Below are 25,639 nucleotides of genomic sequence, written 5' to 3' on the forward strand. Positions count from 1 at the left end.
GTCTACCTCAGAACCTGCTTGCCACCGTCGACCAGCTGCGTACCGAGCTGATCAAGGGTGATCTTGTTGGCGAAGTACTGCTGGAGAGCCGGGGTGGCGTACTTGGTCTTCCACTCCGGGTAGCCGTCGGCCTGCTGGAACGGGGCGACGGTCAGGTCGGCGGCGCTGGCCGCGGCGACGTCCCAGCCCTGCTTTCCGGCGGTGAGCTTGACCAGCTCCTCGTTGGCCTGCTTGCCGGTCGGGACCAGCCAGTCACCCTTGGCCAGCGCGGCCATGTTCGTCGGGTTCAGGAAGTACTCGAGGAACTGCGCGGCCTGCTTCTTGTGCTTGGAGTCCTCGGAGACCGAGAGCGTCTGCGGGTTCGCAGCCTGCTTGGCGGAGAGCCCCTTGACCGGCGGCAGGGTGACCCACTCGAAGCCGGCCGGCGCCTGCTCGACCATCTGCTGACGCAGCGACACCGAACCGGGCAGCATGGCGTACTTGCCACCGAAGAAGCCGGGCAGGGTGTCCGCGCCGCTCATGCCCAGCGCCTCCGGGGACGCGGACTTCGCGGTGTAGATCATGTCGTGGATCCGCTTCGGGATCTCCTTCTCCGCGTCACCGACCTTGACCTCGGTCCTGCCGCCGTCGGTGTAGAAGAACTTCCCGTCGTAGTTGAGCGCCAGGTTGAGCACCCGGTTGGTCGGCGACTTCAACGCCCAGGCCACGCCGTACTGGCCGGGCGTGGTGAGCTTCTGCGCGTTGCTCTGGAACTCGTCCCAGGTCCAGCCGCCGTCGGCGGGTGGCACCGCGACGCCGGCGGCGTCGAGCAGCTTCTTGTTGGCGATGACGACCTGCGACTCCAGCAGGAACGGCACGCCGGCGACCTTGCCGTCGAAGGTCGCGGTGTCCCAGACACCCTGGTCGATCTGGCCCTTCAGGTCGCCGGAGACGAGCCCGGAGAGGTCAGCCAGGTAGCCCTGCTTGCTGAACTCGCCGATCGAGGACGCCTCGTAGTGCACGATGTCCGGCGCGTCGCCGCCCTCGAAGGAGGTCAGCAGCTGGTCGTGCACCGAGTTCCAGTCACCCTGGACGTACTCGACCTGGATGTCGGGGTGTTCGGCGTTCCACTTGGCGACGAGGTCCTTGTTGACCTGGAGCGACTCCTTCTGCCACGCGAGGCTGAGGAAACGCAGTTTGACCGGGCCGGATGTGGCCTCGTCGCCGCCGCCGTCACCGCACGCGGCGAGCGCGCCGAGGCCGACGACCGCGACCGCGGTGGCCGCGGCCAGTCGACGGAATCGGGTACGGAGCATGGGGGGTTACCTCCTTGGTGGTGGGTGGGGGGACGGTTCAGCCCTTGACCGCGCCGGCGAGCGACCCGGACGAGAGCCGGCGTTGCATGAACGCGAAGAAGATCAGGCTGGGAAGCGTGGCCAGCAGCGAGCCGGCCGCGAGGGGTCCGAGTCGGGCGGTGCCCTCGATGCCGACGAACCGGGCCAGCGCCACCGGCAGGGTGGCCAGCTCCGGCGTCTTGATCAGCACGAGCGCGAAGAAGAACTCGTTCCAGGCCGAGATGAAGGAGAAGAGCGCGGTCGCGACCAGGCCCGGGGCGAGCAGCGGGAAGACCACCCGGCGCAGGACCTGCACCCGGCTCGCCCCATCCACCGACGCGGCCTCCTCCAGCTCGCGGGGGATGTTGCGGACGAAGCCCTGGAGCATCCACAGCGCGAACGGCAGCGCCCAGACCACGTAGATCAGCACCAGTCCGGCGTGCGTGTTGGCCAGGCCGACCTGCCGCAGCACCAGGAAGATCGGGATGATCAGCAGCACGAACGGGAAGAGCTGGGACAGCAGCACCCAGCCCAGCGCCGCGGTGCCGAGCTTGGACCGGAACCGGGCCAGCGCGTACGAGGCCGGCATGGCGACCAGCACGGTCAGCACCGCCGAGGCGAGCGAGACCTGGAGGCTGTTCAGCGCCGCCCGGCCCAGCTCCTGCTCGGTGAAGGCCTGGACGAAGTTCTGCACGGTCGGGTCGCTCGGGATCAGCGTGGGGTGCAGCCGCACCAGCTCACGCGGCGGCTTGAACGCCGTCGAGAGCAGCCAGATCAGCGGGAACCCGAGGAAGATCAGGTAGCCGGCGAGCGCCAGATACTGCAGCACCCGCCCGGTACGGCTGGGCTTTCCGAACATGTCAGTTCGCCTCCCTCAGCCGGCGCCGGAGATAGACGGCGAGCAGCGCGACGATGAGCACGACCATCACGTTGCCGAGCGCGGCGGCGTAGCCGTAGTTGCCGTAGCGGAACGCCTCCTCGTAGGCGAAGAGCATCGGCAGCATGGTCTTGCCGCCCGGCCCGCCCGCGGTGAGCACGTAGACCAGGCCGAACGAGTTGAAGTTCCAGATGAAGTCCAGCGACGTGATCGCCACGATCACCGGGGCCAGGGCGGGCAGTGTGACGTGCCGGAACCGGTGCCACGTGCTGGCCCCGTCCACGGCGGCCGCCTCGTGCAGCTCGCGGCCAACCCCCTGGAGGCCGGCGAGCAGGACGACGGTGGTCTGCGGCATGCCGGCCCAGACCCCGACCAGGATCACGGCGGGCAGGGCCGTGCTGAAGTCGCCGAGCCAGTTGGTCCGCAGCCCGTCGGCGCCGATCCGGTGGAAGAACTCGTTGAGCAGGCCGGCGTCCGGGTGGTAGACGAGCTTCCAGAGGATGCCGACCACGACCGGCGGCATCGCCCACGGCACCACGGCCAGCACCCGGGCCACGCCCCGGAACCGCAGCTGCTGGTTGAGCAGCAGGGCCAGCCCGAGGGCGAGCAGGAACTGGAGCACCGTCACCCCGACCGCCCAGAGCAACCCGATCTTGAACGAGTTCCAGAACAGCTCGTCGCCGAGGAGTTCGCGGTAGTTCGCCAGGCCGGTGAAGGACACCTCGACGTTGCGCCCGGCCCGCGCATCGGTGAAGCCGAGGTAGATGCCCCGCAGCAGCGGAAACACCGACAGCACCAGGATCGGCAGCAGCGACGGCAGGAGCAGCAGGTAGATGGCGGTCCGGTCGGAGCGGAACCGGTTCGGCCGGCGGGCCGGTCCGGGCCGTTCGACGTCCGGCCGCTCGGCCAGCGTGGTCATGAGGTCACCCCTTCGCTGGTCGGGTGGGTGGTCGGCGGGCCGCCCGGCCGGGGCGCCGGCAGCGGCGTGCCACTGGAGGCGCGGATGGCGAGGCTGGGTGGCACCTGCTCGCGGCGCGGCGGCAGGGTCGGATCGGCGATCCGTTGCAGGAGCAGCTCGGCGGCTCGGCGACCACGCTCGGTCGAGCCGAGCGAGACGCTGGAGAGCTGGGGAAACATCATCCGGGCGAGCTCGGTGTCGTCCATGCCGACGACGGCGACGTCCTGCGGCACCTGACGCCCGGCGGCGAGCAGTGCGTGCAGCGCCCCGACCGCGATCAGGTCGTTGGCGCAGACCAGGGCGTCCGGGTCGGCGCGGGCGAGCAGCCGCTCGGTGGCGGTCCGGCCGGCGGCGTACTGGAAGTCGCCGACCTCGATCAGGTCCTCGTCGCACCGGATGTCGTGCCGTGTCAGCGCTGCCCGGAAGCCGGCGTCGCGCGCGGTTCCCGGAACGGTGTCGAGCGGGCCGTTGACGAAGCCGATCCGACGGCGGCCGGTGGCGACGAGGTGGTCGACGGCCAGCGCGACGCCGTGCCGGGAGTCGGTACGCACGTTGTCGACGGCCGCGTCCGCGCCGAGCTGTCCGACCACCACCACCGGCACCGGGCTGTCCACCAACGCGGTCAGGTGGTCGTCGGTGACCCGGATCGGCGAGACGATCATCCCGTCCACGTATCGGTTGGCCAGCCGGCGCAGCAGGGCGGTCTCGTTGTCGATCCGTCCGCCGGTGGCGTGCACCAGCAGCTGCCGCCCGGAGGAGGCGACCACGGCCTCGATGGCGCGCATCATCTCGACGTAGACCGGGTTGCCGATGTCCTCGACGGCGAGCGCGACGAGGCCGGTGCGCTGGGACTGCAACGACCGGGCGATGGCGTTCGGCACGTAGCCCACCTCGGCGGCCGCGGCGCGTACCTTGCGGATCGTCTCCGGACTGCCGCCGATCCCGTTGAGGACCCGCGAGGCGGACGCGATGGAGACACCGGCGCGGGCGGCGACCGTGTGCACCGTGGGCCGGCCGTCAGCCGGTTCCTGTAAACGTTTACGACCCACGTTCTGCACCTCCACCCGATAGCTGTAAACGTTTCCGGGAGTCTGCTCCGCGCATGGCGGAGAGGTCAAGAGCCCGTTACGAAAACGTTTCCAACACCCGAAGCCCCGCCCCTGCCCTGGTGATCCAGCCCTGCCCTCGTGATCAAGAGGTTTGCGTCATCCGTTCGGCGTCTCCTGACGCAAACCTCTTGATCAACGAGTTGGGGGGCGGGGCGGGGGCGGGCTACGTGAGGGTGATTTCGCGGTTGGGCCAGCTTGAGCGGAGGCGGCGGTCGTGGCTGGCGATGATGATGGCGCCTGGACCGGTGGCCAGGGCGTCCTCCAGTTCGTCGCAGAGTCGCGGGGAGAGATGGTTGGTCGGCTCGTCCAGCAGGAGCAGGTCCGGCGGATCGGCGACGAGCACCGCGAGGGCCAGCCGTCGGCGCTGGCCGACCGACAACTCGCCAACCGGTCGGTCGAGATCCGCGGGCGCGAGCAGCCCGAGCGACGACAGCGGCACCGTCTCGGCCCGCTCCGCACCGACGGCCGTCGCGAAGGTCTCCCGGGCGGTCCGGTGCGGATCAGCGAGAACGGTGTCCTGGGTCAGCAGTCCGACGCGCAGGTCCGACCGCCGCCAGACCGCTCCGGTGCCGTTGACGTGTCCGGCGAGGACGGCGAGCAGAGTGGACTTGCCCGCACCGTTCGGCCCGCTCACCAACAGCCGGTCGCTGGCCGTGACCTCGAGCTGCTCCACCCGTAGCCGGCCGGGGACCTCCACGTGGCGCATCGTGACGATGGCGTCGTCGCCGGCTCCGATGGCGAGAACGGGTGCGTGGAAGCGCAACGGCTCCGGCGGCGCGGCGACCTGAAGGCGCTCCAGCGCCTCCAACCGGCGCGCGGCGTCGCGTACCCGGCGGGAGATCTGGTTCTGCACCCGGCCGGCGGTGTGCCCGTACCCCATCTTCTCGCTGTCGCGGGGGCCGCGGCCATGGGCGACCTGATGCCCGGTCACGGCGGCGGCCCGGCGCAGCTCGGCGAGCTGCACCTGCTCGTCGTCGTAGCGCCGACGCCAACGATCGGCCTCGGCGCGCTTCGCCTCCAGGTACGCGGTGTAGCCGCCGCCGTAGCGCACCGGCCCCTGCACCGCCGGGTCCAGGTCGACGACGTCGGTGCACACCGCGTCCAGGAACGCGCGGTCGTGACTGGCCACCACGACCACTCCGGGCATCGCCCGGAGCTGCTCCTCGACGAACGTCGCCGCGGCGTCGTCGAGGTGGTTGGTGGGTTCGTCGAGCAGCAGCGCGGCCGGTCGACGGATCAGCATCGCGGCCAGCGCGAGGCGTCCACGTTGCCCGCCGGACAGTTCGGCCAGCCTCCGCTCGTGCGGCGTCCCGGCGAGGCCGAGGCCGGCGAGCACCGTCAGCGCGCGCCGGTCGGCGTCCCAGGCGTCGCGGTCCTGCGCCCGCTCCAGGGTCTCGCCGTACGCGGCCAGCAGCTGGGCGTGCCGCTCCGTGTCCTCGGGAGAGTCGGCCAGCGCGTTGCCGAGCCGGTCCAGCTCGGCCAGGTCCGCTCTGGCCGCACGCAGCGCGTCGTCGAGGACCGCGGCGACGGTCGCGGACGGGGCGTACGGCATCTCCTGGTGCAGGAAGCCGAGATCCGGTGGGCGGACGACGGTGCCGGAGTCGGGTTCGTCGACGCCGGCGAGGACCCGCAACAGGGTTGTCTTGCCGGTGCCGTTCTCGCCGATCAGGCCGATCCGGTGGCCGGGCGCGGCGGTCAGGGAGACACCGTCGAGCACTCGACGGTCGCCTCGGATACGTAGCAGGTCATGGGCGATCAGCGCGGGTCGAACAGACAAGGGGACCTCGGGAAACGGAGACCCGGGCGCACACGGGCGGCCCGGCGGGAGCAGGGCATGACGACAGGGGCCGCGGCGACGGCGCGGTCACGCGCCCGTCTGCGGCCAGTCCGGGTTCTCACCCGGAGATGTCGTCGTCACCTGCCACGCCTGCTCCGATCTCCGGCAACTCGCGTCAAAGATTAACTCACCGTCGGCGGCCCCGGCGTCATCCGCCGCCCATGCTCGACGAGCTGTTGTCCGACGAGTTTCCCGGCCGCGACGTGTATCGACCGGCCAGCCGCCCGGCCCGCGCACGACGCCCGAGCACGACGATGATGGACAGCAGCAGCACCGCGAAGAGCAGGATCGACCCGCCCAGCAACGCCGCGATCACTCCAACCGACATGCTCGACCGCCCCTTTCCAACCCGCGACCGGTACGGCCGGATCGGCCGATCCTGACACGATCAGGCCGTTCGGGCACCCACCCGGAGCGAGTCGATGGTCAGGTCCAGGGCGGCCTCGAGATGATCGATCTGTCCGGTGGAGAGCAACAGCAGCACGCCACCCTGGATGCCGGCCAGCAGCGCTGCGGCGGCGCGGTCGGCGTCCACCTCGGGTGCGATGTCTCCGGTCGACTGCATGTGCCGGATGCCCTCGGCGATCGCGTTCTGCCAGCGCCGCATGAGCCCGGTCACCACCGCCTGGGCGCCAGGACCACGCCGGCTCGCCTGGCCGAGCAGGCTGTTGAGCGGGCACGTCACGCCCTGGGCGAGGTAGCGCTCGATCAGCCGGTCGCGCCACGCCAGCCAGGCCGGCCAGGACGTCAGGTTGCTGAGCATCGGCTCCTGGTCGCTGAGCACCTGGTCGGCCTCGTGCTGGGCCACGGCGAGCAGCAACTCCTCCTTGCCCCCCGGGAAGTAGTGGAACAGCTGGCCCTTGCTGGTGCCGGTGCGCGCCATCACGTCCTCGAGGCGTGTCTCGTCGACGCCGCGCTCACGGATCTCGGCGGCGGCGCCGGCGACGATCCGGGCTCGGGTCGCCTCTCCCTTGCGGGTCAGCGCGCGTGTCATGAGGCCTCCGTCACCGTTCCTCGTACGGACCTGGAAGTCCGACCCTAGCTCGGCTTTTGGACTTGCAGGTCCATTTTTGGCGAGCAAAGGTCTGGACACGCGGTCCGCTCCGGGCCGGCGAGCGATCGGGAGGGCGCAACGATGAACCAGTACTACCTGCTCGGGCGGTCCGGTCTGCGGGTGAGCCGACTGGCGCTGGGCACGATGAACTTCGGCGTCGACGGGTTCCACGCCGCGTACGGCAGGACCGAGGAGGAGGCGGAGCCGATCTTCCGCCGCTACCTGGAGGCGGGCGGAAACCTCATCGACACGGCGGACTTCTACACCGCCGGTGAGAGCGAACGCATCCTCGGCCGACTGATCGACCGGGCCGGTGCCCGGGATCGGCTCGTGCTGACCAGCAAGGCCACCAACACCACCGACCCGACCGACCCGAACGCCAGCGGCAACGGGCGCAAGCACATCGTGCGGGCGGTGGAGGCGTCGCTGCGCCGGCTCGGCACCGACTACCTCGACCTGCACCTGCTGCACACCTGGGACCGGATCACCCCGGTCGAGGAGGTCGTGCACACCCTCGACGACCTGGTACGCGCCGGCAAGATCCGGTACGCCGGCCTCTCCGACGTACCAGCCTGGTACGCGGCACGGGCGCAGAGCTACGCCGAGGCACACGGGCTGGCCCCGATGATCACCGTGCAGCTGCCGTACTCCCTGGTCACACGCGACATCGAGGCGGAGTACGTGTCGATGGCCCAGACCCTCGGCATGGGCCTCACCGCGTGGAGCCCGATCGGCGGCGGCCTGCTCAGCGGCAAGTACCGGCGGACCGGCGAGGGCATGAGCGGGACCGGGCGGTTGACCAGTCCCGACGCCCCGGGTCGGGAGATCAACCCCAGGGACTGGCGGGTCATCGAGGTGCTGGAGGGCGTGGCCGCGGACCTGGGCCGCAGCATGGCCCAGGTCGCGATCAACTGGGTGGCCACCCAGCCGGCGGTCGCGTCCGTGGTCATCGGGGCGAGCAACCCCGAGCAGTTGGACAGCAACCTCGGCGCGCTCGACTTCGAGATCCCGGCGGACGCCCGTCGCCGGCTCGACGAGGCCAGCGCACCACAGCTCGGGATGCCGTACGGGATGTTCACCCCGCAGTACCAGTCCTGGGTGGTGAGCCCCGGCCTCGGCATCGGCGACAAGCCGGCCGGATACGCCCCGCCGGTGTTCAACGGCGCCACCCGGCCCACCGGCTGAGGGAGCACGACGCGGCAGGGCCTTCGGACAGCAGGGTGGTGGCGGGGACGCACGCCCCCGCCACCCCGTGCTCCGACGGCTAGCCGCCTCCGCTGGTCGTGCCGGCGAGCCCGGACGTCGGCTCGGGCTCTCCCTCGTACAGCGCGACGTACCGCCGGCGCAGGTCGGATTCGTCCGGGCCGAGCGCGGCGAGGTCGAGCACGTCGTGGCGGAGACCCAACGACTCCGGCAGCTCGTGGACGCGGAGCGTGATCCCGTTCGCCTCGGCGATCCTCGCCGGCACCGCCACCGCCGCCCGACGGTCCACCACGCCGTCGAGCGGGCTGATCGCGACCGCCGCCGTCACCAGACCGCTCCGGCGCGGTGGACCCGGGAGGCCGCGCGCGATCGCCAGGTACTGCGTGACCGCGGACAGCGAGTAACCGCGCGACGTGACGCGGTCGGGCAGGATGCGGCGGCCGTACAGCACGATGAGCGGCTTGACGGCGAACGCCGGCGCCTGCCGCGGGTCCGGGCCGAAGAACGGCGACAGCAGCAGGAGGCGCCGCACGACGTCGCCACGGACCTGGGCCAGCCAGGCGGCCAGGACCGCCCCGCCGGAGATCCCCACGACGCCGACCTCGTCCCCGAGACCCGCCGCGACGGTCAACGCCCGGGCGGCGTACGCGGTCAGCTCATCGGCCTCGACCTGGTGATGAGCCCGCCGGTCGACGGTGCCGTGCCGGGGGGCGCGCGGAAGCCAGACGTTGTAGCCGCGGGCGAAGAACTCCTCGGCCAGCTCGTCGTACTGCTCCGGCGCGTGGGTGTATCCGTGCAGCAGCAGCACGACCCGGTCGGTACGCGAGCCGTGGCTCAGCAACCGGCTGCGCGACTCCGGCCGGAGGAGCGGATCCGCGGCCTCGGCCGCCATGATGGTCTCGGCGACGCGGGTGGCGGCGGCGAAGTCGAGCGGGTGCCCGGCTGCCCGATGAGGTTGACGGCGGCGTAGCGGCCAGAGGTAGAGCCCGACGACCGCCGACACGAGCAGCGTCAGCCCGGCTCCGACGAGGGCCAGGCAGTAGTCGAGGAAGCTCTGCTGGTCACCGATCAGGTCCATCGACGTCGGCCCTGGTGGTGGGTGCTGGCAACGATCTTCGGCACCGCCAGATCCTCTCACCGGCGATTCGATCGATGCGGCGCCGGGGACGCCGTACGCCCTGGTGGCGCCGCTTGGGCGACTGCCGGCGCGAAGACGACCCGCGACCGGAGCTGTCGGAACCCGGTCCGTTCCAACTCCGCCAGCACCGCCACCCGGTGGGCGTCCACGTCCGCGATCACCTCCCGGGCCCCGCCGGCTGCCAGCGCCCGGACGGCCTCGACCAGCAGCTCACTCCGGACGGCCTCGTCGAGCAGACCGAGGTACGCGATGAGCGGGTAGCAGGCGTCCCCCGCTGGTCCGACCAGACCGACCGGTTCCCCGTCGGCCAGCGCGATCCGCCAGTCTCCCGCCGGACCCCGCAGCCAGGCCAGCGGGTCGGTGGCCAGGTCGACGCCGCCGACCGCCCGCGCTATCTCCACGCCGGTCAGCACGTCCGGCTCGACGATCCGGGCGATCAGTGCGTTGATCTCCGCCGGGTCGGCCGCCGGGCGGAAGGCGTACCGTCCGGACGTGGCCGGCAGGGGCGTGCCCGTCCAGGAGCACCTCACCCGCTCCCCGCGCTCGACCAGGCCGGCGAGCCGGGCCGCCGCCATCGGCGCCTCCACCACGGAAAGCACCTCCGGCCGACGCCGCCAGTGGGCCGGCATGGCGGCGAAGTACAGCCCGGGACCGCCCAGTGCCTCGTGGGCGGCGCGCAGCAGCGTGGCGCCCACCTCCGGCTCGGCGTCCAGGTCGAACCGCTCCAACCAGGGTGCGCCGACGGCACCCGGCGGAAGGAGCCAGGCCGCCCTGCCGACCACCCGGCCGGCTCGCAGGGCGATCCAGGTGTTCTCAGGTCGGTAGCCGCCGCCGGCGATCCCGTCGGCGTAGCCGACCTGGCGCAGTTGGGGCAGCGGGTCGGGCATGGAGTCGAACAGGTGTTCCTCGCCCGCGACGAGCGGACGGATGACCAGGTCGGTCATAGGGTGATCCTCCGGGAGAGCGAGCGCCCCGGGTCAGATCCGCGTGGACGCCGGAGCGCGGAGGGGGCGCAGAACATCGGACATTGTTCTGACCTCCTCCCGGCTCGACGGCGTGCCCGAAAACCTAGCTGAGGTGCTCGCCGCCCCGCAAGGCCGCATTCGGGTTGCCGTGTCAGCCGGAGTCGGGCACTGGCAGCCCGAGCGCCGGCTACAGCTGCGGATTGGTGTCCGATTCACGCCGATGGGCGTGCCCGTCGAGAATGGCGATCACGGCCAGGATCGAACTGGCGGTGACGACCGCCGCGATCGGGGGAAGGACCACCATGGGCGGCGCTGTCACGGTCAGCGCCAGCGCGCCGAGCAGCAGTATCCGGCAGCGCGACCCGGTGGAGGTCAACTGCTCCAGATAGGTCCGCCCGATCAGGAACAGCACCGGGCCGCCGAAGACGACGACCACCAGGGCCCAGTCGATCGGCGGGTCCGGATTTTCCATGATCTGTCCGAAGCCGACCGCGAGGCAGATGATGCCGCCGACGATGAGCAGCAGGCTGAAGCTCGCCCACCGGGACAGTTGCATCCCCTCGCCGGCCGAGCTGGCGGTCGTGTCCCGATCCGGGCCCGCGTGGTAGAAGTAGATCCGCCAGAACGCCACCACCGCCACGAACGAGGCGACAAGGGTGACGGTCCGCAGGGTCGAGAAGCCCGGGAAACTGATGGTGAGGCCGGCTTCGAGCACCACCTCGGCGAGCGCGATCATGAAGAACTGGTTGTACCGCTCGGCGAGGTGCATGGAGGAGACCTCGGACAGGGCGTCGCGGCGTGCCCTGGCGAACCCGAGGGCGGGCCAGTTGGCGGCCGCCCCGATGACCTCGATGACGAGGGCGATGGTCCAGAAGACGCCGCGGCCCAGCCCTCCGCTGATGCCGCCGCCGATCCACAGCACGCCGGACACCGCGTGCCAGCTCAGCACCCGGACCGAGACCTCCCGCATCGGGTGACCCCGCAGGGCCCACGTCAGGTACAGCGGGCGGCCGACCTGGATCAGGACGTACGCGCAGGCGAAGATCACACCGCGCTGACCGAACGCCTGCGGCAGCGTGACCGCCAGGACCAGCGTGCCGAACATCGTCGCCAGCAGCACGATCTGAATGTCGGTGCGACGCGGGTCGTAGGTGCTCGCCATCAGGGAGTTGAGCGACCAGATCATCCACATCGCCGCGAAGAACAGCAGGGTCTGACCCGCCTCCGACAGCAGCGAGTGCCGGACGATGGTCAGGTCGTCGGCGACCCGTCCGGCGAGGCGGGCGAGCGCGAAGACATAGACGATGTCGAAGAGCAGCTCCAGGACTGTCGCCCGGGGCGGGCTCCTGCTGTCGCCGAGCCCTCGAACCGCTGCGCCCGTCACCACGGAGGGTTCAGCTACCGGCCGAGGCCGCCGGCACGGGCACCGGGGCGTCCGGTCGCCAAGCCGGGCAGCGATGCTGGGTGATTCGCTCCATCGTCCCCGCGCCTCCTCGCCGGCAGTCCAACTCATCCATGATGAGGTATTTTATCCCTTTGGCCGGTTCCGCACGTCCGAATCCGGGCGGCCGGATCACCGCGCCACGGGACGGGCCCCGGCCGGTTCGACGCGCTCCGTCGCGCCGCCACCGGCGGTACGCCGGATCATGCGGGGCGTCACCCTGCGGTAGGAGCGCGGGTCGACGGGCAGCAACCACTGCCGGGCCCGTGTCAGCCGACCGAGGTTGAGCCCGAGCTCATCGAGCACCTCGTCGATGTTGTGCATCGAGAACGGGATGACGTTCGTACCCCGGGCGTGCCGTCCGTTGGTCCGCGCCGCCATCCATGCCACCCGCTCGCGAACCTCCTCGCGCATCCGATCCGGGGGCGGCAGGGTGACCCCGCCGCGCAGGTGGGCGGCGGTCCAGACCGCCGCCATCTCCGCGCTCAGCGGGCTGAAGAACGACGAGTTGTAGCCGGCGAAGGTCAGGTGCGGAACGTCGATCGGCAGGATCTGGCGGTAGAGCATGAAGTTGCCGGCGGCGTCCTGGAGCCGGGCGTGCAGCGCGTCATCGAAGAACGGAACGTGCTGCCGGAAGCCGGTGCCACAGATCACCAGGTCCGCGGCGAGCACCGTACCGTCGCCGAGGCGGGCGGCCGGTCGACCGCCGTCGACCACAAGCTCCCTGATCGTCTGGTCCCGGTGAACGGTGATGCGGCCGTCGGCGACACGCTCGAAGAAGCCCTCGGTCGCGAGGCTGACGGTGCTGCGGGCGATGTCCTGGAAGGTGCCGTTCGGCACGAGGCCCAACTCGCGCAGCTTGAGCTGCCTGGTCGCTACCGACCCGACGCTGTCGAGCAGCGTACGGCGCAGACCGTCTCCCGGACCGTGCAGGAACCGCTCGACGCCCTTGAGGCTGAGGTAGCGGAACAGCGCCTCACCCATCCGGGTGAGCAGGAGGTACTTGTAGTTGAGCGCGCCGCCGAGCTTCCGGGGCATCTTCCAGAGCAGCTCGCGGGCCACCAGGTGGGTCTGTGCGGCGACATCGCTCAGCGGGACCGTCACGTCACAGGAGGACTTGCCGTAGCCGACGACCAGGACGTTCTTTCCCCGGGCCTCCGCGAGGTCACGGAAGTCGCCCGCCGCCAGGACGCGTCCCCCGGCGGCGGTGAAGTCCTCGCGGCCGTCGAAGGACGGGACCAGCGGATCGGAGAAGATGCCGTTGGCGACGATGAGGTGGTCGTACCGCTCGACGGTCACCGGGTCCGCCCCCGCCGGGCGGGACGTGAGCAGCCACCCGGTCTCGTCGTCCAGAAGCGCCGCGGAGACGACCTCGGTGGAGAGACGCAGGACGGCGCCGAGCCCGAACATCTCCACATAGCTCTCCAGGTACTGCTGGACCTGCTCCCCCGTCGGCCACTGCGGGTAGTGCGCGGGCATCGGAAGGTCGGAGAGGTGGTAGGTGCCCTTGTCGTTCTGGGTGCGAAGGCCGGGGTACCGACGGGTACGGCTCCAGACCCCGCCGACGTCGGGCGCCTTGTCGAACACGGTGACGTCGAAGCCACTCTGCCGCAGCACCTTCGCTGCGCTCAGGCCGGCGAATCCAGCGCCGACGACGGCAATCCTCATGGCAGCCTCCGGTGAGTGTGTGACCCGCTGGCGAGGTACGACGGCAGCAGGGGCGCCGACGGTGTCAGCACGCTAACGGGGGCGGCGGAGGGTCCGCTATCCGCTGCGCGCGGGCTGTGTCCGCTGTGCGCAGTCGGCAGCCGAGCTGTTCCTTGTCGGGTCGGCGGCTTTCCTGTACGGCCCGGCCGGGTCGCGTCCTAGGGTCAGCGCAACAGGGCGCCGCGGGAGGTGTCGGATGGATGCTGTGACGGTCCGGACGGACGACGTCGAGCACGCGCGTGCCGAGGTGGGTCGCGTCTTCTGCCCGCACCGGCTCACACCACAGGCGGGAGTCCGCGACGTTCGGCTGCGGATGGCGGCACGCCGCCTGGACGGCGTGGGCGTCATCGACCTCGACTACGGCCAGGCGGTGCGGATCCAACCCGGCCCGCTGGAGACCTTCTACCTCGTGCAGATTCCACTCGACGGCAGCACGATGGTCCGGCACGCCGGCGACAGCGTGACCTCGACGCCCGACGTCGCCTCCGTCCTCTCCCCCTACGAGGCGTCGGACATGCACTGGTCCGCCGGTTCGCCGCACCGGATCTTCTACGCCGACCGGCGCACCGTCGACCGGGAGCTCGGCCGTCTGCTGGGTCGTCCGGTGGACGGCCCGGTCCGGTTCGACATCGGCATGACCATGACCACGGCCGCCGCGAAGGCGTGGACGCGCGGTGTGGACTTCCTCGCCGACGAACTCTCGCAGCCGATGGACGCTTCCCTGCTCGACCACCCTCAGGTCGCCGCCCGGTTCGAGCAGGGACTCATCGGCAAGTTGTTGCTGGCCCACCGGCACACCTACACCGACCAGCTCGCCGAGCCGGCGCGCCACGCGTCCCCCGGGCGTCTCGTGCGCCGGGCCTGCGCCCTGATCGCGGACCACCACGACGAGGCACTGACCGTCGGGGATGTGGCGGAGGCGCTCCGGGTCAGCGTACGAACGCTGCAGGACTGCTTCCGCCGCGAGTTGCGGACCACGCCGACGGCGTACCTGCGGGGATGCCGCCTCGAGGCGGTCCACCGTGCGCTGCGCGCGGCCGGTCCCGGTACGTCCGTGACGGGCATCGCCGTGCAACACGGGTTCGTCCATCTTGGCCGCTTCGCCAACGACTACCGGGTGCGCTTCGGCGAGTCGCCGTCGACGACCCTGCGGGGCTGACGGTCTCCGCCCCTCGTACGTCAGCGGTGCATGTGCAGGCGGATCGTGGTGGCGCCGGGCACGGTGTGGATGCGCACGAGATCGCAGAGTTGGTTGACCAGGAGGAGGCCTCGGCTGCCGGGCTGCTGCGGCGGCACGGGGAGCCGGCCGGCGAGCGGATTGGCGATGTGCCCGGTATCGGTGAGTTGGCAGATCAGCCGGGTGTCGTCGGTCCAGATCGCGAGGGTGCCGCCGGCGGCGGTGTGCTTGATCGTGTTCGCGGCCAGTTCGCTGACCGCCAGGGTGAGGTCGGAGACCCGGTCGGGGGACAGGCCGGCCGCGAGGGCCTCGGCGGCCACCACCCGGCGGATGACCGAGAGGGCTTGCAGGTCGATGGCGACGGTGATCGCCTGGGCGGGCGGGTCCTCCAGCGGCAGATTGAACCCCGCGGCCACCGCGATCGGGTCCGCGTAGTGCGGGCTCACCCGCACCGCGCTACCCATCTGCACGACGGGATGGGTGCGGCGGGCGTCGTCGAGCCAGCGTCGGTCCAGGTGACCGGTGTGGTAGGGGCAGAGGATGGTGGCCTGCCGGCCGGCGAACGCGGCGTTGATCAGTGCCTCGTGCTGGGCACAGGCGGGATATTCGGTCGCGGTACGCCCGGCCCAGATCGGTTCACCGATGATGCGCACCCGCTTGCCGGCGTGCGCGGCGGCGAAGGCGAGCAGGACGCCCGGAATGATCCGCCCGGGGTTGCGCCCGGCCACGCTCATGTCGTGCAGCTGCACCCGGACCGCGTCGGCGCCGAGCGCGGCCCGGATGTGGTCGAGGCTCTCCCCCGGGACGGCGACCATGACCGGCTCGTCGGCGGCGAGACCGGCCCGGATGAACGGCAGCGTGCCGGCCAGGTATTCCTCCTGGTCCGCGTAGAAGAGAGCGGGATGCACGAAGCTGTCGATCCTGGTGGCGACGGAGATACTCAAGCGGTGGCCTCCGAGGTGCGTGATCCGACCGCCTCGTCGGCCCCGACAGGATCAGGCCGGGGACCTGCGTGGCGCCGGTCAGGTGCAGTGTACGGGCGACAGCTCGGGAACAGCCGGTCAGAGTCGTTCACTGGATACGTCCGCCGGCTGAGTGGATGGCCAGCAGGGCGATGTCGTCGGTGGCCTGCTCGCGGGCGAGCATGGTCATGACGCGGGCGCAGACCTCCTCCGCGGGACCTGGCTCGATCGCCTCGCGGAGTCGATCGATGCCGATGTCGATGATCTCGCCGCGGCGTTCGACGAGCCCGTCGGTGTAGCAGATCAGCACCGCGTCGGAAGGGAACGCGACCTCGGTGCACCGACGCACCGGCTGACGCGGACCGATACCCAGTGGAAGATCAACAGGAATGCTCAGCGTGTCGGCCGGGTGTCCTGGCGCGGCCAGGACGGGTTGCAGGTGCCCGGCGAGGGAGACCCGGATGGTCGCGCGATCCGGGGAGATCATGGCGTAGAGGACCGTGGCGAGGTTGCCGGTCTCGAAGTGTTGGATCTTCCGGTCGAGCAGGGTCAGCGCACTGGCCGGGTCGTCGCAGACCAGCGCGTAGGCACGCAGTGCGCTGCGGAGACGCCCCATGACGACCGCCGAACGCAAGCCGTGGCCGGACACGTCGCCGATGACGACACCCAGCCAACCGGAGGGCAGGGTGAACACGTCGTACCAGTCGCCGCCGACGCCGGCGTCGTGACCGGGTACGTAGCGGGCCGCCATGTCCACACCGGGCGCGTCGGGCAGGTGGGTGGGTAGCAGGCTGCGTTGCAGTGCGAGGGCGGCGCTGCGGTCCAGGCCGCTGGCCTGCGTCCGACTGGCGAGGCTCGCCCGGTCGGCGGCGAGTTGCAGCAGCCGCACGTCGTCGTCGGTGAATCGGTGCGGCCGCAGGCAGCCGACATGCAGGACGCCGATCAGCTCGCCCCCGGCGAGCATGGGAACACCCAACAACGAGCGGACGCCGCGGCCGATCAGAGCTGGGTCGTCGGCGTCGGCGGCGTCGTCCAGTACGACGGGCTGCTTCTCCTGGGCGATCCGGCCGGCGAACCCGCGGCCGACCGCGATGCGGGCGCCTACCTCCCCCAGGCCCTTCGTCGCGGTGACCACCAACTGCTGAGCGTGCAGGTCCAGCAGCAGGATCGCCGCGGTGTCGACCCCCAGCACCTCTCCGACACGGTCGAGGAGCTCCTCCAGAAGGTCCTTGACGTCAAGCTGTGACAGCGCGGCATCGGTGACCGCCTCGATACGGCGCAGCCGCTCGTCGCTCCCGCTCCCCTGCACGTCAATCACGTGCAGGAGCCTAACTCGTCGCAGCCCCGGAGCAGCTCATGAGGATGTCCGCATCGTCACCCGCTGGCGAACCGCAGCGAACGTCGCCGACACGACGCGGGCCGTCTGGATGGGCAGCGCCCTGACCACCCTTTCTGGGCGGTCACTGCTGAGCGACATACCTCTGAGGCATATTTGTGCCCCGGAGGTGTATCGCTCGTTGGCGACCCAATACCCGGCATTCGCCAGAAAGACCGACCCTGATGGCGCAATGTCGGGCTGTCCGCCGTCCCGTGAACGGGCTTTCGCCAATCCGACCGGCACCGGCCGTGATGACGATTACGTTCGTTGACGTGACCGACTCACGGTTTGCCGCCGTCACGCTCAGCGCCGCGCTGGTCCTACCGGCCGTGACGATTCCGCCACCGATGCCGGCCTCCGCCGCGCCGTACGTGGCGTGCCCGGCCGTGAAACCGTCCACACCGCCGCCCACCACACCATCCCCGCCACCCGTCGACCCCACTGACCGGGCGGTCGGGGGGCAGGCGCTCGCCACGGCAGGACTGGCGATTCCCGCGCACGCGCCGCCGGCCCCGGCGCTGACCGCCACCTCCTGGCTCGTGGCGGATCTCAACAGCGGCGACGTCCTCGGCGGGTGCGGCCCCCACGAGCGCCGAACGCCGGCCAGCGTCCAGAAACTGCTGCTGGCGGCGGCCCTGATGCCCCGCCTGGATCCGAACCAGATGGTCGAGGTGACCAGGTCGGATCTGCGCGATCTCGACCCGGCCAGTTCGCTGATGGGAGTGACCGCCGGTGGCCGGTACTCCGTCGAGAGCCTGTGGCTGGGGCTGTTGCTCAGGTCGGGAAACGACGCGGCCAACGTGCTCGCCCGGCTCGGCGGCGGTGGTGCGGGCAGGCCGGGCGGCGTCGAGGCGATGAACGACGAGGCTCGTCGGCTGCACGCGAACCAGACCCACGCCGCGACGCCGTCGGGCCTGGACGGCCCCGGCCAGTACACGAGCGCGTACGACCTCGCGCTGATCGCACGGGCCACCTTCGCCCGGGAGGATTTCCGGCGGTACGTGGCCACGAGGGCGGCGCAGATACCGGCACAGCCCGGAAATCCGGCATTCGTCATCACCCACGACAACACGCTGCTGGGCCACTATCCCGGGACACTCGGGGGGAAGACGGGCTTCACCGACCTGGCACGGCAGACGTACGTCGGTGTGGCCGAACGCGACGGTCGGCGGCTCGCGGTGACCCTGCTCGGAGCGGAGACCGCGCCGCTGGGGAGCCTGGGAGAGGCTGCGGCGCTGCTCAACTGGGGCTTCGCCCTGCCCCGCGACGCCTCGGTCGGCCGCCTGGTGACACCCGACGAGAAGAAGCACGACAGCCCCGTCGTCCCCGTCAAGGGCGAACGCCCTGTCCCGGCGGGCAGGTCGTCAATCCCGGTGCACACCGGGCTGGGTCTCGGCGCCGCCGTCCTGCTGGCCGTCCTGGTCCTGGCCGCGCCGTGGCGACGCAGAGCCGCACGACAGGATGCCGGCGGGCAGTAGCGAGCGGGTCGCGGTCACACGTTGTGGCGGTCGTCGGCCGGCAACTGCGGCGGCTCCGGAGGTTCCGGGGCCTGGTCCGGCTGACCGAGCTGCGCGACATGGGTCGGGTCGAGGACCCGGGAGAGGAACGAGCGGGTGCGTTCGTGCTGCGGCGCGCCCAGCACCTCTCGCGGCGGCCCCTGCTCGACCACCACCCCGCCGTCCATGAACACGACCCGGTCGGCGACGTCCCGGGCGAACGCCATCTCGTGGGTGACCACCATCATCGTCATGCCGTCCTCGGCCAGCTTGCGCATGACGGTGAGCACGTCGCCGACCAGTTCCGGGTCGAGGGCGGAGGTCGGCTCGTCGAAGAGCATCAGCTTGGGCTCCATCGACAGCGATCGGGCGATCGCCGCGCGCTGCTGCTGCCCACCGGAGAGTTGCGCCGGGAACGCGCCGGCCTTGTCGGTCAGGCCGACCCGCTCGAGGTTGTCCCGCGCGATCCGCTCGGCCTCGGCACGGCCACGGCGCAGCACCCGACGCTGGGCGATGGTGAGGTTGTCGAGCACGGTCAGGTGCGGGAAGAGGTTGAACGACTGGAAGACCATGCCGATGCCGCGGCGTACGGAATCGATCTCGACGTCCGGGTCGGTCACCTCGACACCGTCGACCCAGATCTTGCCGGCGGTCGGCTCCTCCAGCAGGTTGACGCAGCGCAGCAACGTCGACTTGCCGGAACCGGACGGCCCGATGACGCAGACCACCTCGCCGTGGCCGACCTCGAAGTCGATGCCCTTGAGCACTTCCAGCGGCCCGAACGACTTGTGCAGATCGCGGATCTCGACGGCGGGCCGGGGTTGGGTAGTCGTCATGCGGATCACCGGGCCTTGGCGTAGCGGAGTTCGAGGCGTCGTACCACCTGGGACAGGGGCAGGGTGATGGCCAGGTAGGCGAGGCCGGCCACCAGCAGCGGGGTGGCGTTCACGCGGTCGTTCAGCGTGTCCCGCCCGAACTTGGTGACCTCGATGGTCTGCGCCGTCACGCCGAGCACGTAGGCGAGCGACGAGTCCTTGGTGAGCAGGATGAGTTCGTTCGTCAACGGCGGGATCACGATCCGGAACGCCTGCGGGATGACGATGGTGCGCATCGCGGTGAAGTGCGACATGCCGAGGGTGCGCGCCGCCTCCATCTGCCCCTTCGGCACGGCCTGGATGCCGGCCCGGATGGTCTCGGCCATGTACGCCGCGGCGGTCAACCCCAGACCGATCGCGATCGAACCGAACACACCACCCGGAATTTCCCGCTCCGGAAAGGCGATGGGAATGCCGTACCCGACGAGGAAGAGCACCAGCAGGGCGGGCAGACCCCGGAACAGCTCGATGTACGCCGTCGCCACCCAGCGGTACGGAGCCACCCGGGACAGTCGCATCAGCGCGAGGATCGTGCCGAACACGAGGCCGAAGGCGAAGGCGCCCAGCGTGTAGAGGATCGTGTTGCGCAGCGCGACGGTGATGATCGTCGGGAACATCGACTCGATGATGTCGACGCGGAAGAACGCCTCCCGCAGCCTGCCCCAGTCCGCGGCGTAGATCGCCACGGCGATGACGGCGATGAAGGCCAGGTACTGGAGCCAGAGGGACAGCCGCTCTCGCTGACGGCGTCGCAGCTTCACGTTCGTCGCTCCTTGTGTTCCCCGAGATTGCCTACGCGGAGGGCGCGCGAGACGCGCGCCCTCCGACTCTGAGCGTCGATCACGCGCTCGGACGCTTGCCGATCCACTTCTCGTAGATCGTGTCGTACGTGCCGTCCTGCTTGGCCTTGGCCAGCGCCTCGTTGACCTTCTTGAGCAACTCCGGGTTGCTGTCCTTCTTCACCGAGAACCCGTACTGCTCACCGGTGTCGAACTCGGCCGCGACCACGAAGCCGCCCGGGTTCTCCTGGAGGTACTCGGTCCAGACCGGGAGGTCGTTGATGGCGGCCTCCACCTGGCCGTTGGAGACGGCCTGCTGCAGGGCGGCGAGGTCCTCGAACTCGACGAGCTGGAGGCTCTTCTCCTTCTCGAACTTCCGGGCGTAGTCACGGCCCGTGGTCGCCGCCTGGACGCCGAGCTTCTTGCCCTTGAGGTCGTCGAGCGACTTGTAGGGCTTGCCGGTCTTGACCAGCATCGCCTGCGTGGCGTCGAAGTAGGGATCGGAGAAGTTCATGACCTTCTGCCGTTCCTCGGTGATCGTCATACCGGCGGCGGCGGCGTCGCACTTGCCCGTGTTCAGGTCCTGGCCGGACTTGATGCCCTCGAACGGGGTGTCGACGATCGTCTGCTCGACGCCCAGGTCCTTGGCGACCAGGTCCATCAGGTCGACGTCGAATCCGACCACCTTGCCGCTGGCGTCCTTCGACTGGAACGGCGGGTACGGCAGGTGGGTGCAGACGGTCAGCTTGCCCGCCTGGACCAGCTTGACCCCGCTCGCCTGGGTCTCGCCCTCGTCCTTCTTGGCGCATCCCGCGCTCAGCGACAGGGCGGCGATCGCCGCGACGAGGCCGGCCTTGCGGGCTGCGCTGTGAAACCTCACGGCTGTGTCCCTCCGGTTCGGCTCCCCGTGCGGGCGGGCAGCCAGGGTTAATGCGAAGACTGTGACAGGCGACGCTACCTGATCGGACAAGCCGTACCTAGATCACGTCGAGTCGTTGTGAGGAGTGCGGCACCGGTCACGGTCGGTACACCCGACAGCCGGGCCGTAACGGGACGTCGCCGCCGGATCCCCCGCCCACCGTGACCGTTCAGGCGGGGACGATCACCACGTGCAGGTTGCGGGGGCCGTGGACGCCCTCGACCCGGTTGAGTTCGATGTCGCTGGTGGCGGACGGGCCGCTGATCCAGGTGAGCGGGCGGTCCGGGCCGAGGCGCGCGAGGGCGTCCGGCACCCCGGCGACGACCTGATCGGTACGCAGCACGCAGACATGGACATCGGGCAGGAGGGAGATGACCCGTCTCCCCTGGGCCGGGCCCGCGTCGAGGATGACCGTCCCGGTCTCGGCGACGGCCACCGCCGCCGCGGTGACCACCCCGTCGGCCGCGTCGACCCGGTCCGTCGGGAGATCGTCGTCGGTCAGCACCTCGACCGTGTCGGGCAGCCACCGCCGTGGCAGGCCCGGCGGGACCACGACACGTCGACCGCCGAGGATCGCGTCGACGACCCGGGCCACCTCGCCGTCGGAACACCGGTGCACGGTGGCCCGGTAGTCGGTGAGCCGGTGCACCAGGACGTCGAGGTCCACGGCGCCGCCGGCCGGCCGGTAGTCCCGTGTCACCTCGCCAGGGGTGGTCGGGGAAGCGCCGAGAGCGGCGCGGAGGCGGCCGAGGATCAACTCGCGGGAGGTCATCGTTGCGCCCACCATTCGCGGAAGGTCTGCGGCGGCGGCTGCGGCAGGTCGCGGCCGAGGGTCCAGCCGGACAGCGGCGGAGGAAGCCCGCCACCTCGCCGGCCGGCGAAGCGGGTGACCCGCGAGGCGCGCTGCGCGGCCTCGTACAGCGGCAGGTGGTCCATGGTGTACGCGGCGGCGGCCATCGTGATCGCCTCGGGGCTCGGCACGCGATGTTCGCTCCGGTACGCCGCCACGTGCTGCGCGCGCAGGTGCACCAGGATCGACGGGATGTCGATCATCACCGGGCAGGCGTCGAAGCAGGCGCCGCAGAGTGAGGAGGCGAAGGGCAGGGAGGCGTTGTCCTCCACGCCGGTCAGCTGCGGCGAGAGCACGGCGCCGATCGGCCCGGGGTAGACCGAGCCGTACGCGTGCCCGCCGGTGCGCTCGTAGACGGGACAGACGTTGAGGCAGGCCGAGCAGCGGATGCAGTGCAGCGCCTGACGGCCGACCTCGTCGGCGAGGACCGCGCTGCGACCGTTGTCCAGCAGCACGAGGTGGAAGTCCTGCGGCCCGTCGCCCGGCGTGACACCGGTCCACATGGAGGTGTACGGGTTCATCCGCTCCCCGGTGGAGGCGCGCGGCAGCAGTTGCAGGAACACCTCGAGGTCGGCCCAGGTGGGGATGAGCTTCTCGATGCCCATGACGGTGATCAGGGTGTCCGGCAGGGTGAGGCACATCCGGCCGTTGCCCTCGGACTCGACCACCGCGAGGGTGCCGGTCTCGGCCACCGCGAAGTTCGCACCGGAGACGGCGACCCGGGTGCTGAGGAACGTGCGGCGCAGGTGACGCCGGGCCGCCGCGGCCAGGATCGCCGGCTCGTCGGTCAGCGCCGGGTCGACGCCGGGCATCTCGCGCAGGAAGATCTCGCGGATCTCCGCCCGGTTGCGGTGGATCGCGGGGACCAGGATGTGGCTGGGCTTGTCCCGTCCCAGCTGGACGATCAGCTCGGCGAGGTCGGTCTCCACCGGTTCGATGCCGGCCGCCTCCAGCGCCTCGTTGAGGCCGATCTCCTGGGTGGCCATCGACTTGACCTTCATGACCCGGTCGCTGCCGGTGGCCCGGACCAGGTCGGTGACGATCCGGTTGGCCTCGACGGCGTCGGCGGCCCAGTGCACGGTGCCGCCCGCGGCGGTGACCGTGGCCTCCAGCTGTTCCAGCAGCTCGGGCAGGCGGGCCATCACGTCGGTCTTGATGGCCCGGCCGGCCTCGCGCAGCTCCTGCCAGTCGGGAACCTCGCCGATCACGGCTGCGGACTTCGTACGGATCGTGGCGGTGGCGTGGCCGAGGTTGCGGCGCAGTTGCGCGTCGGCGAGGCTGCGCCGGGCCGCGACCGGGAAGGACTCGTCGCCGCGCAGGTGCCCGACACCGCGCGGCGCGGTGGCCGGCATGCCGAGGAAGGTTTCGGTCATGCCGTCACCCCGTCCCGCTGCGCCGGCTCGGCCGGGTGTCCGGCGGGCTCGGTGCTGGCCAGGATCTCCGCGAGGTGCACGGTCCGTACGCCGGCGCGGAGCCGGGACAACCCGCCGCCGATGTGCATCAGGCAGGAGGTGTCCCCGGCGGTGCAGACGTCGGCTCGGGTGGACAGCACGTGGCGCATCTTGTCGGCCAGCATCGCCGTCGAGGTGTCCGCGTTCTTCACGGCGAACGTGCCGCCGAAGCCGCAGCACTGCTCGGCCTGCGGCAGCTCCACCAGGTCCAGGCCGCGCACCTGGCGCAGCAGCCGCAGCGGCTTGTCCCCCACCCGGATCATCCGCAGCGAATGGCAGGTCGGGTGGTACGTCACGCGGTGCGGATAGAAGGCGCCCACGTCGGTCACCCCGAGCACGTCGACGAGCAGCTCCGACAGCTCGTACGTGCGTCGGGCGACCTCCTCGGCCCGGCTGGCCAGGCGCTCGTCGCCGGCCCCCCGGGCCACCGTCGCGTGCTGGTGCCGCACGGAGCCGACGCACGAGCCGGACGGTGCCACCACCACGTCGTACGGCGCGAAGGTCCGCACGTGCCGGCGGACCAGCCGCAGCGCGTCATCCGGATAACCGGTGTTGATGTGCATCTGCCCGCAGCAGGTCTGGTCCTGCGGAAAGACGACCTCGTGACCGAGCCGTTCCAGCAGCCGCACCGTGGCCTTGGCCGCCTCGGGGAACAGGGTGTCGGCCAGACAGGTGACGAACAGGGCTATTCGCATACTCAGTCCTCCCATCCGAGGCGCCGGGCAGCGGCCCGCCAGGCCGCCTGCGTGGCGCGTGGCTCGTACCGGACGATCTGTTGGGTGTCGCGAAGCACTGCCCGCAACGCCGCCAGGTCGCCGCCGACCACGCCGAGGGCGCGGGCCTGCACCAGAACGTTACCCAGCGCGGTGGCCTCGACCGGCCCCGCGAGCACGGGCAGTCCGCAGGCATCGGCGGTGAGCTGGCACAGCAGGTCGTTGCGCGCGCCGCCGCCGACGACGTGCACGGCGTCGACATGCCGACCGGCGAGCAGTTGCGCCTGCCCGACGGCGCGCCGGTGCGCCAGCGCGAGGCTGTCGAGGATGCACCGGACGGTCGCCGCCGGACTGGCCGGCACCGGCTCTCCGGTACGACGGCAGGCCTCGGCGATGCGCGCGGGCATGTCGCCCGGCGGCAGGAACGCGGGGTCGTCCGGATCCACGACGGAGCGGAAGGCCGGTTGCCGGGCCGCCTCCCGGAGCAGGACGGGCAGGTCCGTGGTGCCCCAGCTGCGCAGCGATTCCTGAAGTGGCCACAGGCCCATCACGTTGCGCAGGTAGCGGATGGTGCCGTCGACCCCGGACTCGTTGGTGAAGTTGGCTTGCCGGCTCGCCGCGCTGAGGACCGGCGACGCGAGTTCGACCCCGACGAGGGACCAGGTGCCGCAGGAGATGTAGGCGAAGTGCTCCCCCGCCGCCGGCACGCCCACCACGGCGGACGCGGTGTCGTGTGACCCCACGGCCACGACGGCGGGCTCTCCGGGCAGGCCCAGCGCGGGCAGGACCGGGCCGATCCGGGTGCCCGGCTCCCGCAGTGGCGGGAACAGCTCGGTGCGGATGCCCGCGTCCACCATCAGGTCGGTCGCCCAGGCTCGGCGACGAAGGTCGTACAGCTGGGTGGTGGAGGCGTTGGTGACCTCGGCGCCGATTTCCCCGGTGAGCCAGTACGCGATGAGGTCCGGGATCAGCAGCAGGCGGTGCGCCAGGTCGAGCTGTGGCGTACCGGCAGCGGCGACGAGCTGGTAGAGGGTGTTGAACGGCAGGTGCTGGAGCCCGGTCGTGTCGTACAGCCGCTCCTGCCCCAACTGCTTGGCCACCCGTTCGCCGACGCCCTCGGTGCGCCCGTCCCGGTAGTGCACCGGGTTGCCGAGCAGCGCGCCCGTCGCGTCGAGCAACCCGTAGTCCACGGCCCAGGTGTCGACTCCGATGCTGGCGACCGGGCCGGCGGCGCGCAGGCCGTCGAGGACGCCGCGGTACAGCGCCAGGACGTCCCAGTGCAGGGTGCCCGCCACCCGCACCGGGTCGTTGCGGAACCGGTGCGCCTCGGCCAGCTCCAACCGTCCGGGCTCGACGCGGCCGACCATCACCCGGCCGCTGGAGGCGCCCAGATCCACGGCGGCGAGGTGCACGGGACCGCTTCCCACATCGTCCTCC

Annotated in this window: 23 protein-coding genes; 3 read left to right on the top strand and 20 right to left on the bottom strand. The window is 71.0% G+C overall.

Annotated features, from left to right (window positions below):
* Positions 1-2: 2 nt before the first annotated feature.
* The 7 genes from EAD89_RS20065 to EAD89_RS20090 form a co-directional block, all read right to left on the bottom strand.
* On the bottom strand, positions 3-1,295 hold the full coding sequence (locus tag EAD89_RS20065) for an ABC transporter substrate-binding protein (protein ID WP_121676804.1): 1,293 nt from the start codon (positions 1,293-1,295) through the stop codon (positions 3-5).
* 37 nt (positions 1,296-1,332) lie between these two features.
* Positions 1,333-2,172: a carbohydrate ABC transporter permease gene (locus EAD89_RS20070; RefSeq protein ID WP_121656541.1), complete on the bottom strand. Its 840-nt coding sequence runs from the start codon at positions 2,170-2,172 to the stop codon at positions 1,333-1,335.
* A gap of 1 nt (position 2,173) precedes the next feature.
* The gene (locus EAD89_RS20075; RefSeq protein WP_121676805.1) at positions 2,174-3,109 is read right to left on the bottom strand and encodes a carbohydrate ABC transporter permease; all 936 of its coding nucleotides are present in this window, start codon (positions 3,107-3,109) and stop codon (positions 2,174-2,176) included.
* The gene (locus EAD89_RS20080) at positions 3,106-4,212 is read right to left on the bottom strand and encodes a LacI family DNA-binding transcriptional regulator (protein WP_233578846.1); all 1,107 of its coding nucleotides are present in this window, start codon (positions 4,210-4,212) and stop codon (positions 3,106-3,108) included. The genes EAD89_RS20075 and EAD89_RS20080 overlap by 4 nt, the downstream gene beginning before the upstream one ends.
* A gap of 208 nt (positions 4,213-4,420) precedes the next feature.
* Positions 4,421-6,034 (bottom strand): ABC-F family ATP-binding cassette domain-containing protein, encoded by a 1,614-nt coding sequence (locus EAD89_RS20085; protein WP_121676807.1) that lies wholly within the window; start codon positions 6,032-6,034, stop codon positions 4,421-4,423.
* A 208-nt stretch (positions 6,035-6,242) separates the two neighbouring features.
* A complete protein-coding gene (locus tag EAD89_RS30275) occupies positions 6,243-6,422 on the bottom strand; it encodes a hypothetical protein (RefSeq protein WP_147458840.1) in 180 nt (59 codons plus the stop codon).
* A gap of 60 nt (positions 6,423-6,482) precedes the next feature.
* A complete protein-coding gene (locus EAD89_RS20090; protein WP_121657012.1) occupies positions 6,483-7,088 on the bottom strand; it encodes a TetR/AcrR family transcriptional regulator in 606 nt (201 codons plus the stop codon).
* Between the two features lie 141 nt (positions 7,089-7,229).
* Here EAD89_RS20090 and EAD89_RS20095 point away from each other — a divergent pair, with 141 nt between their 5' ends.
* The gene (locus EAD89_RS20095) at positions 7,230-8,333 is read left to right on the top strand and encodes an aldo/keto reductase (protein ID WP_121676808.1); all 1,104 of its coding nucleotides are present in this window, start codon (positions 7,230-7,232) and stop codon (positions 8,331-8,333) included.
* Positions 8,334-8,412: 79 nt separating this feature from the next.
* Here EAD89_RS20095 and EAD89_RS20100 read toward each other — a convergent pair whose 3' ends face one another.
* The 4 genes from EAD89_RS20100 to EAD89_RS20115 form a co-directional block, all read right to left on the bottom strand.
* The gene (locus tag EAD89_RS20100; protein WP_121676809.1) at positions 8,413-9,429 is read right to left on the bottom strand and encodes a carboxylesterase; all 1,017 of its coding nucleotides are present in this window, start codon (positions 9,427-9,429) and stop codon (positions 8,413-8,415) included.
* A gap of 56 nt (positions 9,430-9,485) precedes the next feature.
* A complete protein-coding gene (locus EAD89_RS20105; RefSeq protein WP_233578847.1) occupies positions 9,486-10,433 on the bottom strand; it encodes an acetyltransferase in 948 nt (315 codons plus the stop codon).
* A gap of 208 nt (positions 10,434-10,641) precedes the next feature.
* The gene (locus EAD89_RS20110; RefSeq protein ID WP_158609849.1) at positions 10,642-11,838 is read right to left on the bottom strand and encodes a low temperature requirement protein A; all 1,197 of its coding nucleotides are present in this window, start codon (positions 11,836-11,838) and stop codon (positions 10,642-10,644) included.
* A gap of 189 nt (positions 11,839-12,027) precedes the next feature.
* Entirely contained in the window at positions 12,028-13,563 is a 1,536-nt protein-coding gene (locus tag EAD89_RS20115) for an NAD(P)/FAD-dependent oxidoreductase (RefSeq protein ID WP_121676811.1), read from the bottom strand.
* 235 nt (positions 13,564-13,798) lie between these two features.
* Here EAD89_RS20115 and EAD89_RS20120 point away from each other — a divergent pair, with 235 nt between their 5' ends.
* Entirely contained in the window at positions 13,799-14,761 is a 963-nt protein-coding gene (locus EAD89_RS20120) for an AraC family transcriptional regulator (protein ID WP_121676812.1), read from the top strand.
* Positions 14,762-14,781: 20 nt separating this feature from the next.
* On the opposite strand, the gene EAD89_RS20125 is transcribed toward EAD89_RS20120, so the two are convergent.
* Together EAD89_RS20125 and EAD89_RS20130 are read right to left on the bottom strand one after the other, a co-directional pair.
* A complete protein-coding gene (locus EAD89_RS20125) occupies positions 14,782-15,723 on the bottom strand; it encodes a sensor histidine kinase (RefSeq protein WP_121676813.1) in 942 nt (313 codons plus the stop codon).
* 127 nt (positions 15,724-15,850) lie between these two features.
* Complete coding sequence (locus EAD89_RS20130; RefSeq protein ID WP_233578849.1) at positions 15,851-17,059, bottom strand: PP2C family protein-serine/threonine phosphatase; 1,209 nt, start codon at positions 17,057-17,059, stop codon at positions 15,851-15,853.
* A gap of 389 nt (positions 17,060-17,448) precedes the next feature.
* On the opposite strand from EAD89_RS20130, the gene EAD89_RS20135 reads away from it, so the two are divergent.
* Positions 17,449-18,597, top strand: a complete 1,149-nt coding sequence (locus EAD89_RS20135) for a D-alanyl-D-alanine carboxypeptidase family protein (protein WP_368666373.1) — start codon at positions 17,449-17,451, stop codon at positions 18,595-18,597.
* Positions 18,598-18,611: 14 nt separating this feature from the next.
* Here EAD89_RS20135 and EAD89_RS20140 read toward each other — a convergent pair whose 3' ends face one another.
* From EAD89_RS20140 to EAD89_RS20170, 7 genes are all read right to left on the bottom strand, one after another.
* Positions 18,612-19,451 (bottom strand): amino acid ABC transporter ATP-binding protein, encoded by an 840-nt coding sequence (locus EAD89_RS20140; RefSeq protein WP_121676831.1) that lies wholly within the window; start codon positions 19,449-19,451, stop codon positions 18,612-18,614.
* Between the two features lie 5 nt (positions 19,452-19,456).
* Positions 19,457-20,251 (bottom strand): amino acid ABC transporter permease, encoded by a 795-nt coding sequence (locus EAD89_RS20145; protein WP_121676814.1) that lies wholly within the window; start codon positions 20,249-20,251, stop codon positions 19,457-19,459.
* 79 nt (positions 20,252-20,330) lie between these two features.
* A complete protein-coding gene (locus EAD89_RS20150; RefSeq protein ID WP_121676815.1) occupies positions 20,331-21,149 on the bottom strand; it encodes a basic amino acid ABC transporter substrate-binding protein in 819 nt (272 codons plus the stop codon).
* Positions 21,150-21,357: 208 nt separating this feature from the next.
* Positions 21,358-21,960: an LUD domain-containing protein gene (locus EAD89_RS20155; protein ID WP_121676816.1), complete on the bottom strand. Its 603-nt coding sequence runs from the start codon at positions 21,958-21,960 to the stop codon at positions 21,358-21,360.
* On the bottom strand, positions 21,957-23,411 hold the full coding sequence (locus tag EAD89_RS20160; RefSeq protein WP_121676817.1) for a lactate utilization protein B: 1,455 nt from the start codon (positions 23,409-23,411) through the stop codon (positions 21,957-21,959). Before EAD89_RS20160 ends, EAD89_RS20155 begins: the two co-directional genes overlap by 4 nt.
* Positions 23,408-24,184 carry a (Fe-S)-binding protein gene (locus EAD89_RS20165; protein WP_121676818.1) on the bottom strand — a complete coding sequence of 259 codons (777 nt, stop codon included), beginning with the start codon at positions 24,182-24,184 and terminating at the stop codon, positions 23,408-23,410. The genes EAD89_RS20160 and EAD89_RS20165 overlap by 4 nt, the downstream gene beginning before the upstream one ends.
* Positions 24,185-24,186: 2 nt before the next feature.
* Entirely contained in the window at positions 24,187-25,629 is a 1,443-nt protein-coding gene (locus EAD89_RS20170; protein WP_233578850.1) for a rhamnulokinase family protein, read from the bottom strand.
* Between the last annotated feature and the right edge of the window lie 10 nt (positions 25,630-25,639).

It is taken from the genome of Micromonospora sp. BL4 (assembly GCF_003667505.1).
In the GTDB taxonomy this organism is placed as follows: domain Bacteria; phylum Actinomycetota; class Actinomycetes; order Mycobacteriales; family Micromonosporaceae; genus Micromonospora.

What these genes read in the sequence shown, in the direction of transcription:
- EAD89_RS20065 (WP_121676804.1), bottom strand. Translation starts at nt 1,295, where the DNA reads ATGCTCCGTACCCGATTCCGTCGACTGGCCGCGGCCACCGCGGTCGCG.
- EAD89_RS20070 (WP_121656541.1), bottom strand. Translation starts at nt 2,172, where the DNA reads ATGTTCGGAAAGCCCAGCCGTACCGGGCGGGTGCTGCAGTATCTGGCG.
- EAD89_RS20075 (WP_121676805.1), bottom strand. Translation starts at nt 3,109, where the DNA reads ATGACCACGCTGGCCGAGCGGCCGGACGTCGAACGGCCCGGACCGGCC.
- EAD89_RS30275 (WP_147458840.1), bottom strand. Translation starts at nt 6,422, where the DNA reads ATGTCGGTTGGAGTGATCGCGGCGTTGCTGGGCGGGTCGATCCTGCTC.
- EAD89_RS20090 (WP_121657012.1), bottom strand. Translation starts at nt 7,088, where the DNA reads ATGACACGCGCGCTGACCCGCAAGGGAGAGGCGACCCGAGCCCGGATC.
- EAD89_RS20095 (WP_121676808.1), top strand. Translation starts at nt 7,230, where the DNA reads ATGAACCAGTACTACCTGCTCGGGCGGTCCGGTCTGCGGGTGAGCCGA.
- EAD89_RS20100 (WP_121676809.1), bottom strand. Translation starts at nt 9,429, where the DNA reads ATGGACCTGATCGGTGACCAGCAGAGCTTCCTCGACTACTGCCTGGCC.
- EAD89_RS20105 (WP_233578847.1), bottom strand. Translation starts at nt 10,433, where the DNA reads ATGACCGACCTGGTCATCCGTCCGCTCGTCGCGGGCGAGGAACACCTG.
- EAD89_RS20115 (WP_121676811.1), bottom strand. Translation starts at nt 13,563, where the DNA reads ATGAGGATTGCCGTCGTCGGCGCTGGATTCGCCGGCCTGAGCGCAGCG.
- EAD89_RS20120 (WP_121676812.1), top strand. Translation starts at nt 13,799, where the DNA reads ATGGATGCTGTGACGGTCCGGACGGACGACGTCGAGCACGCGCGTGCC.
- EAD89_RS20140 (WP_121676831.1), bottom strand. Translation starts at nt 19,451, where the DNA reads ATGACGACTACCCAACCCCGGCCCGCCGTCGAGATCCGCGATCTGCAC.
- EAD89_RS20155 (WP_121676816.1), bottom strand. Translation starts at nt 21,960, where the DNA reads ATGACCTCCCGCGAGTTGATCCTCGGCCGCCTCCGCGCCGCTCTCGGC.
- EAD89_RS20160 (WP_121676817.1), bottom strand. Translation starts at nt 23,411, where the DNA reads ATGACCGAAACCTTCCTCGGCATGCCGGCCACCGCGCCGCGCGGTGTC.
- EAD89_RS20165 (WP_121676818.1), bottom strand. Translation starts at nt 24,184, where the DNA reads ATGCGAATAGCCCTGTTCGTCACCTGTCTGGCCGACACCCTGTTCCCC.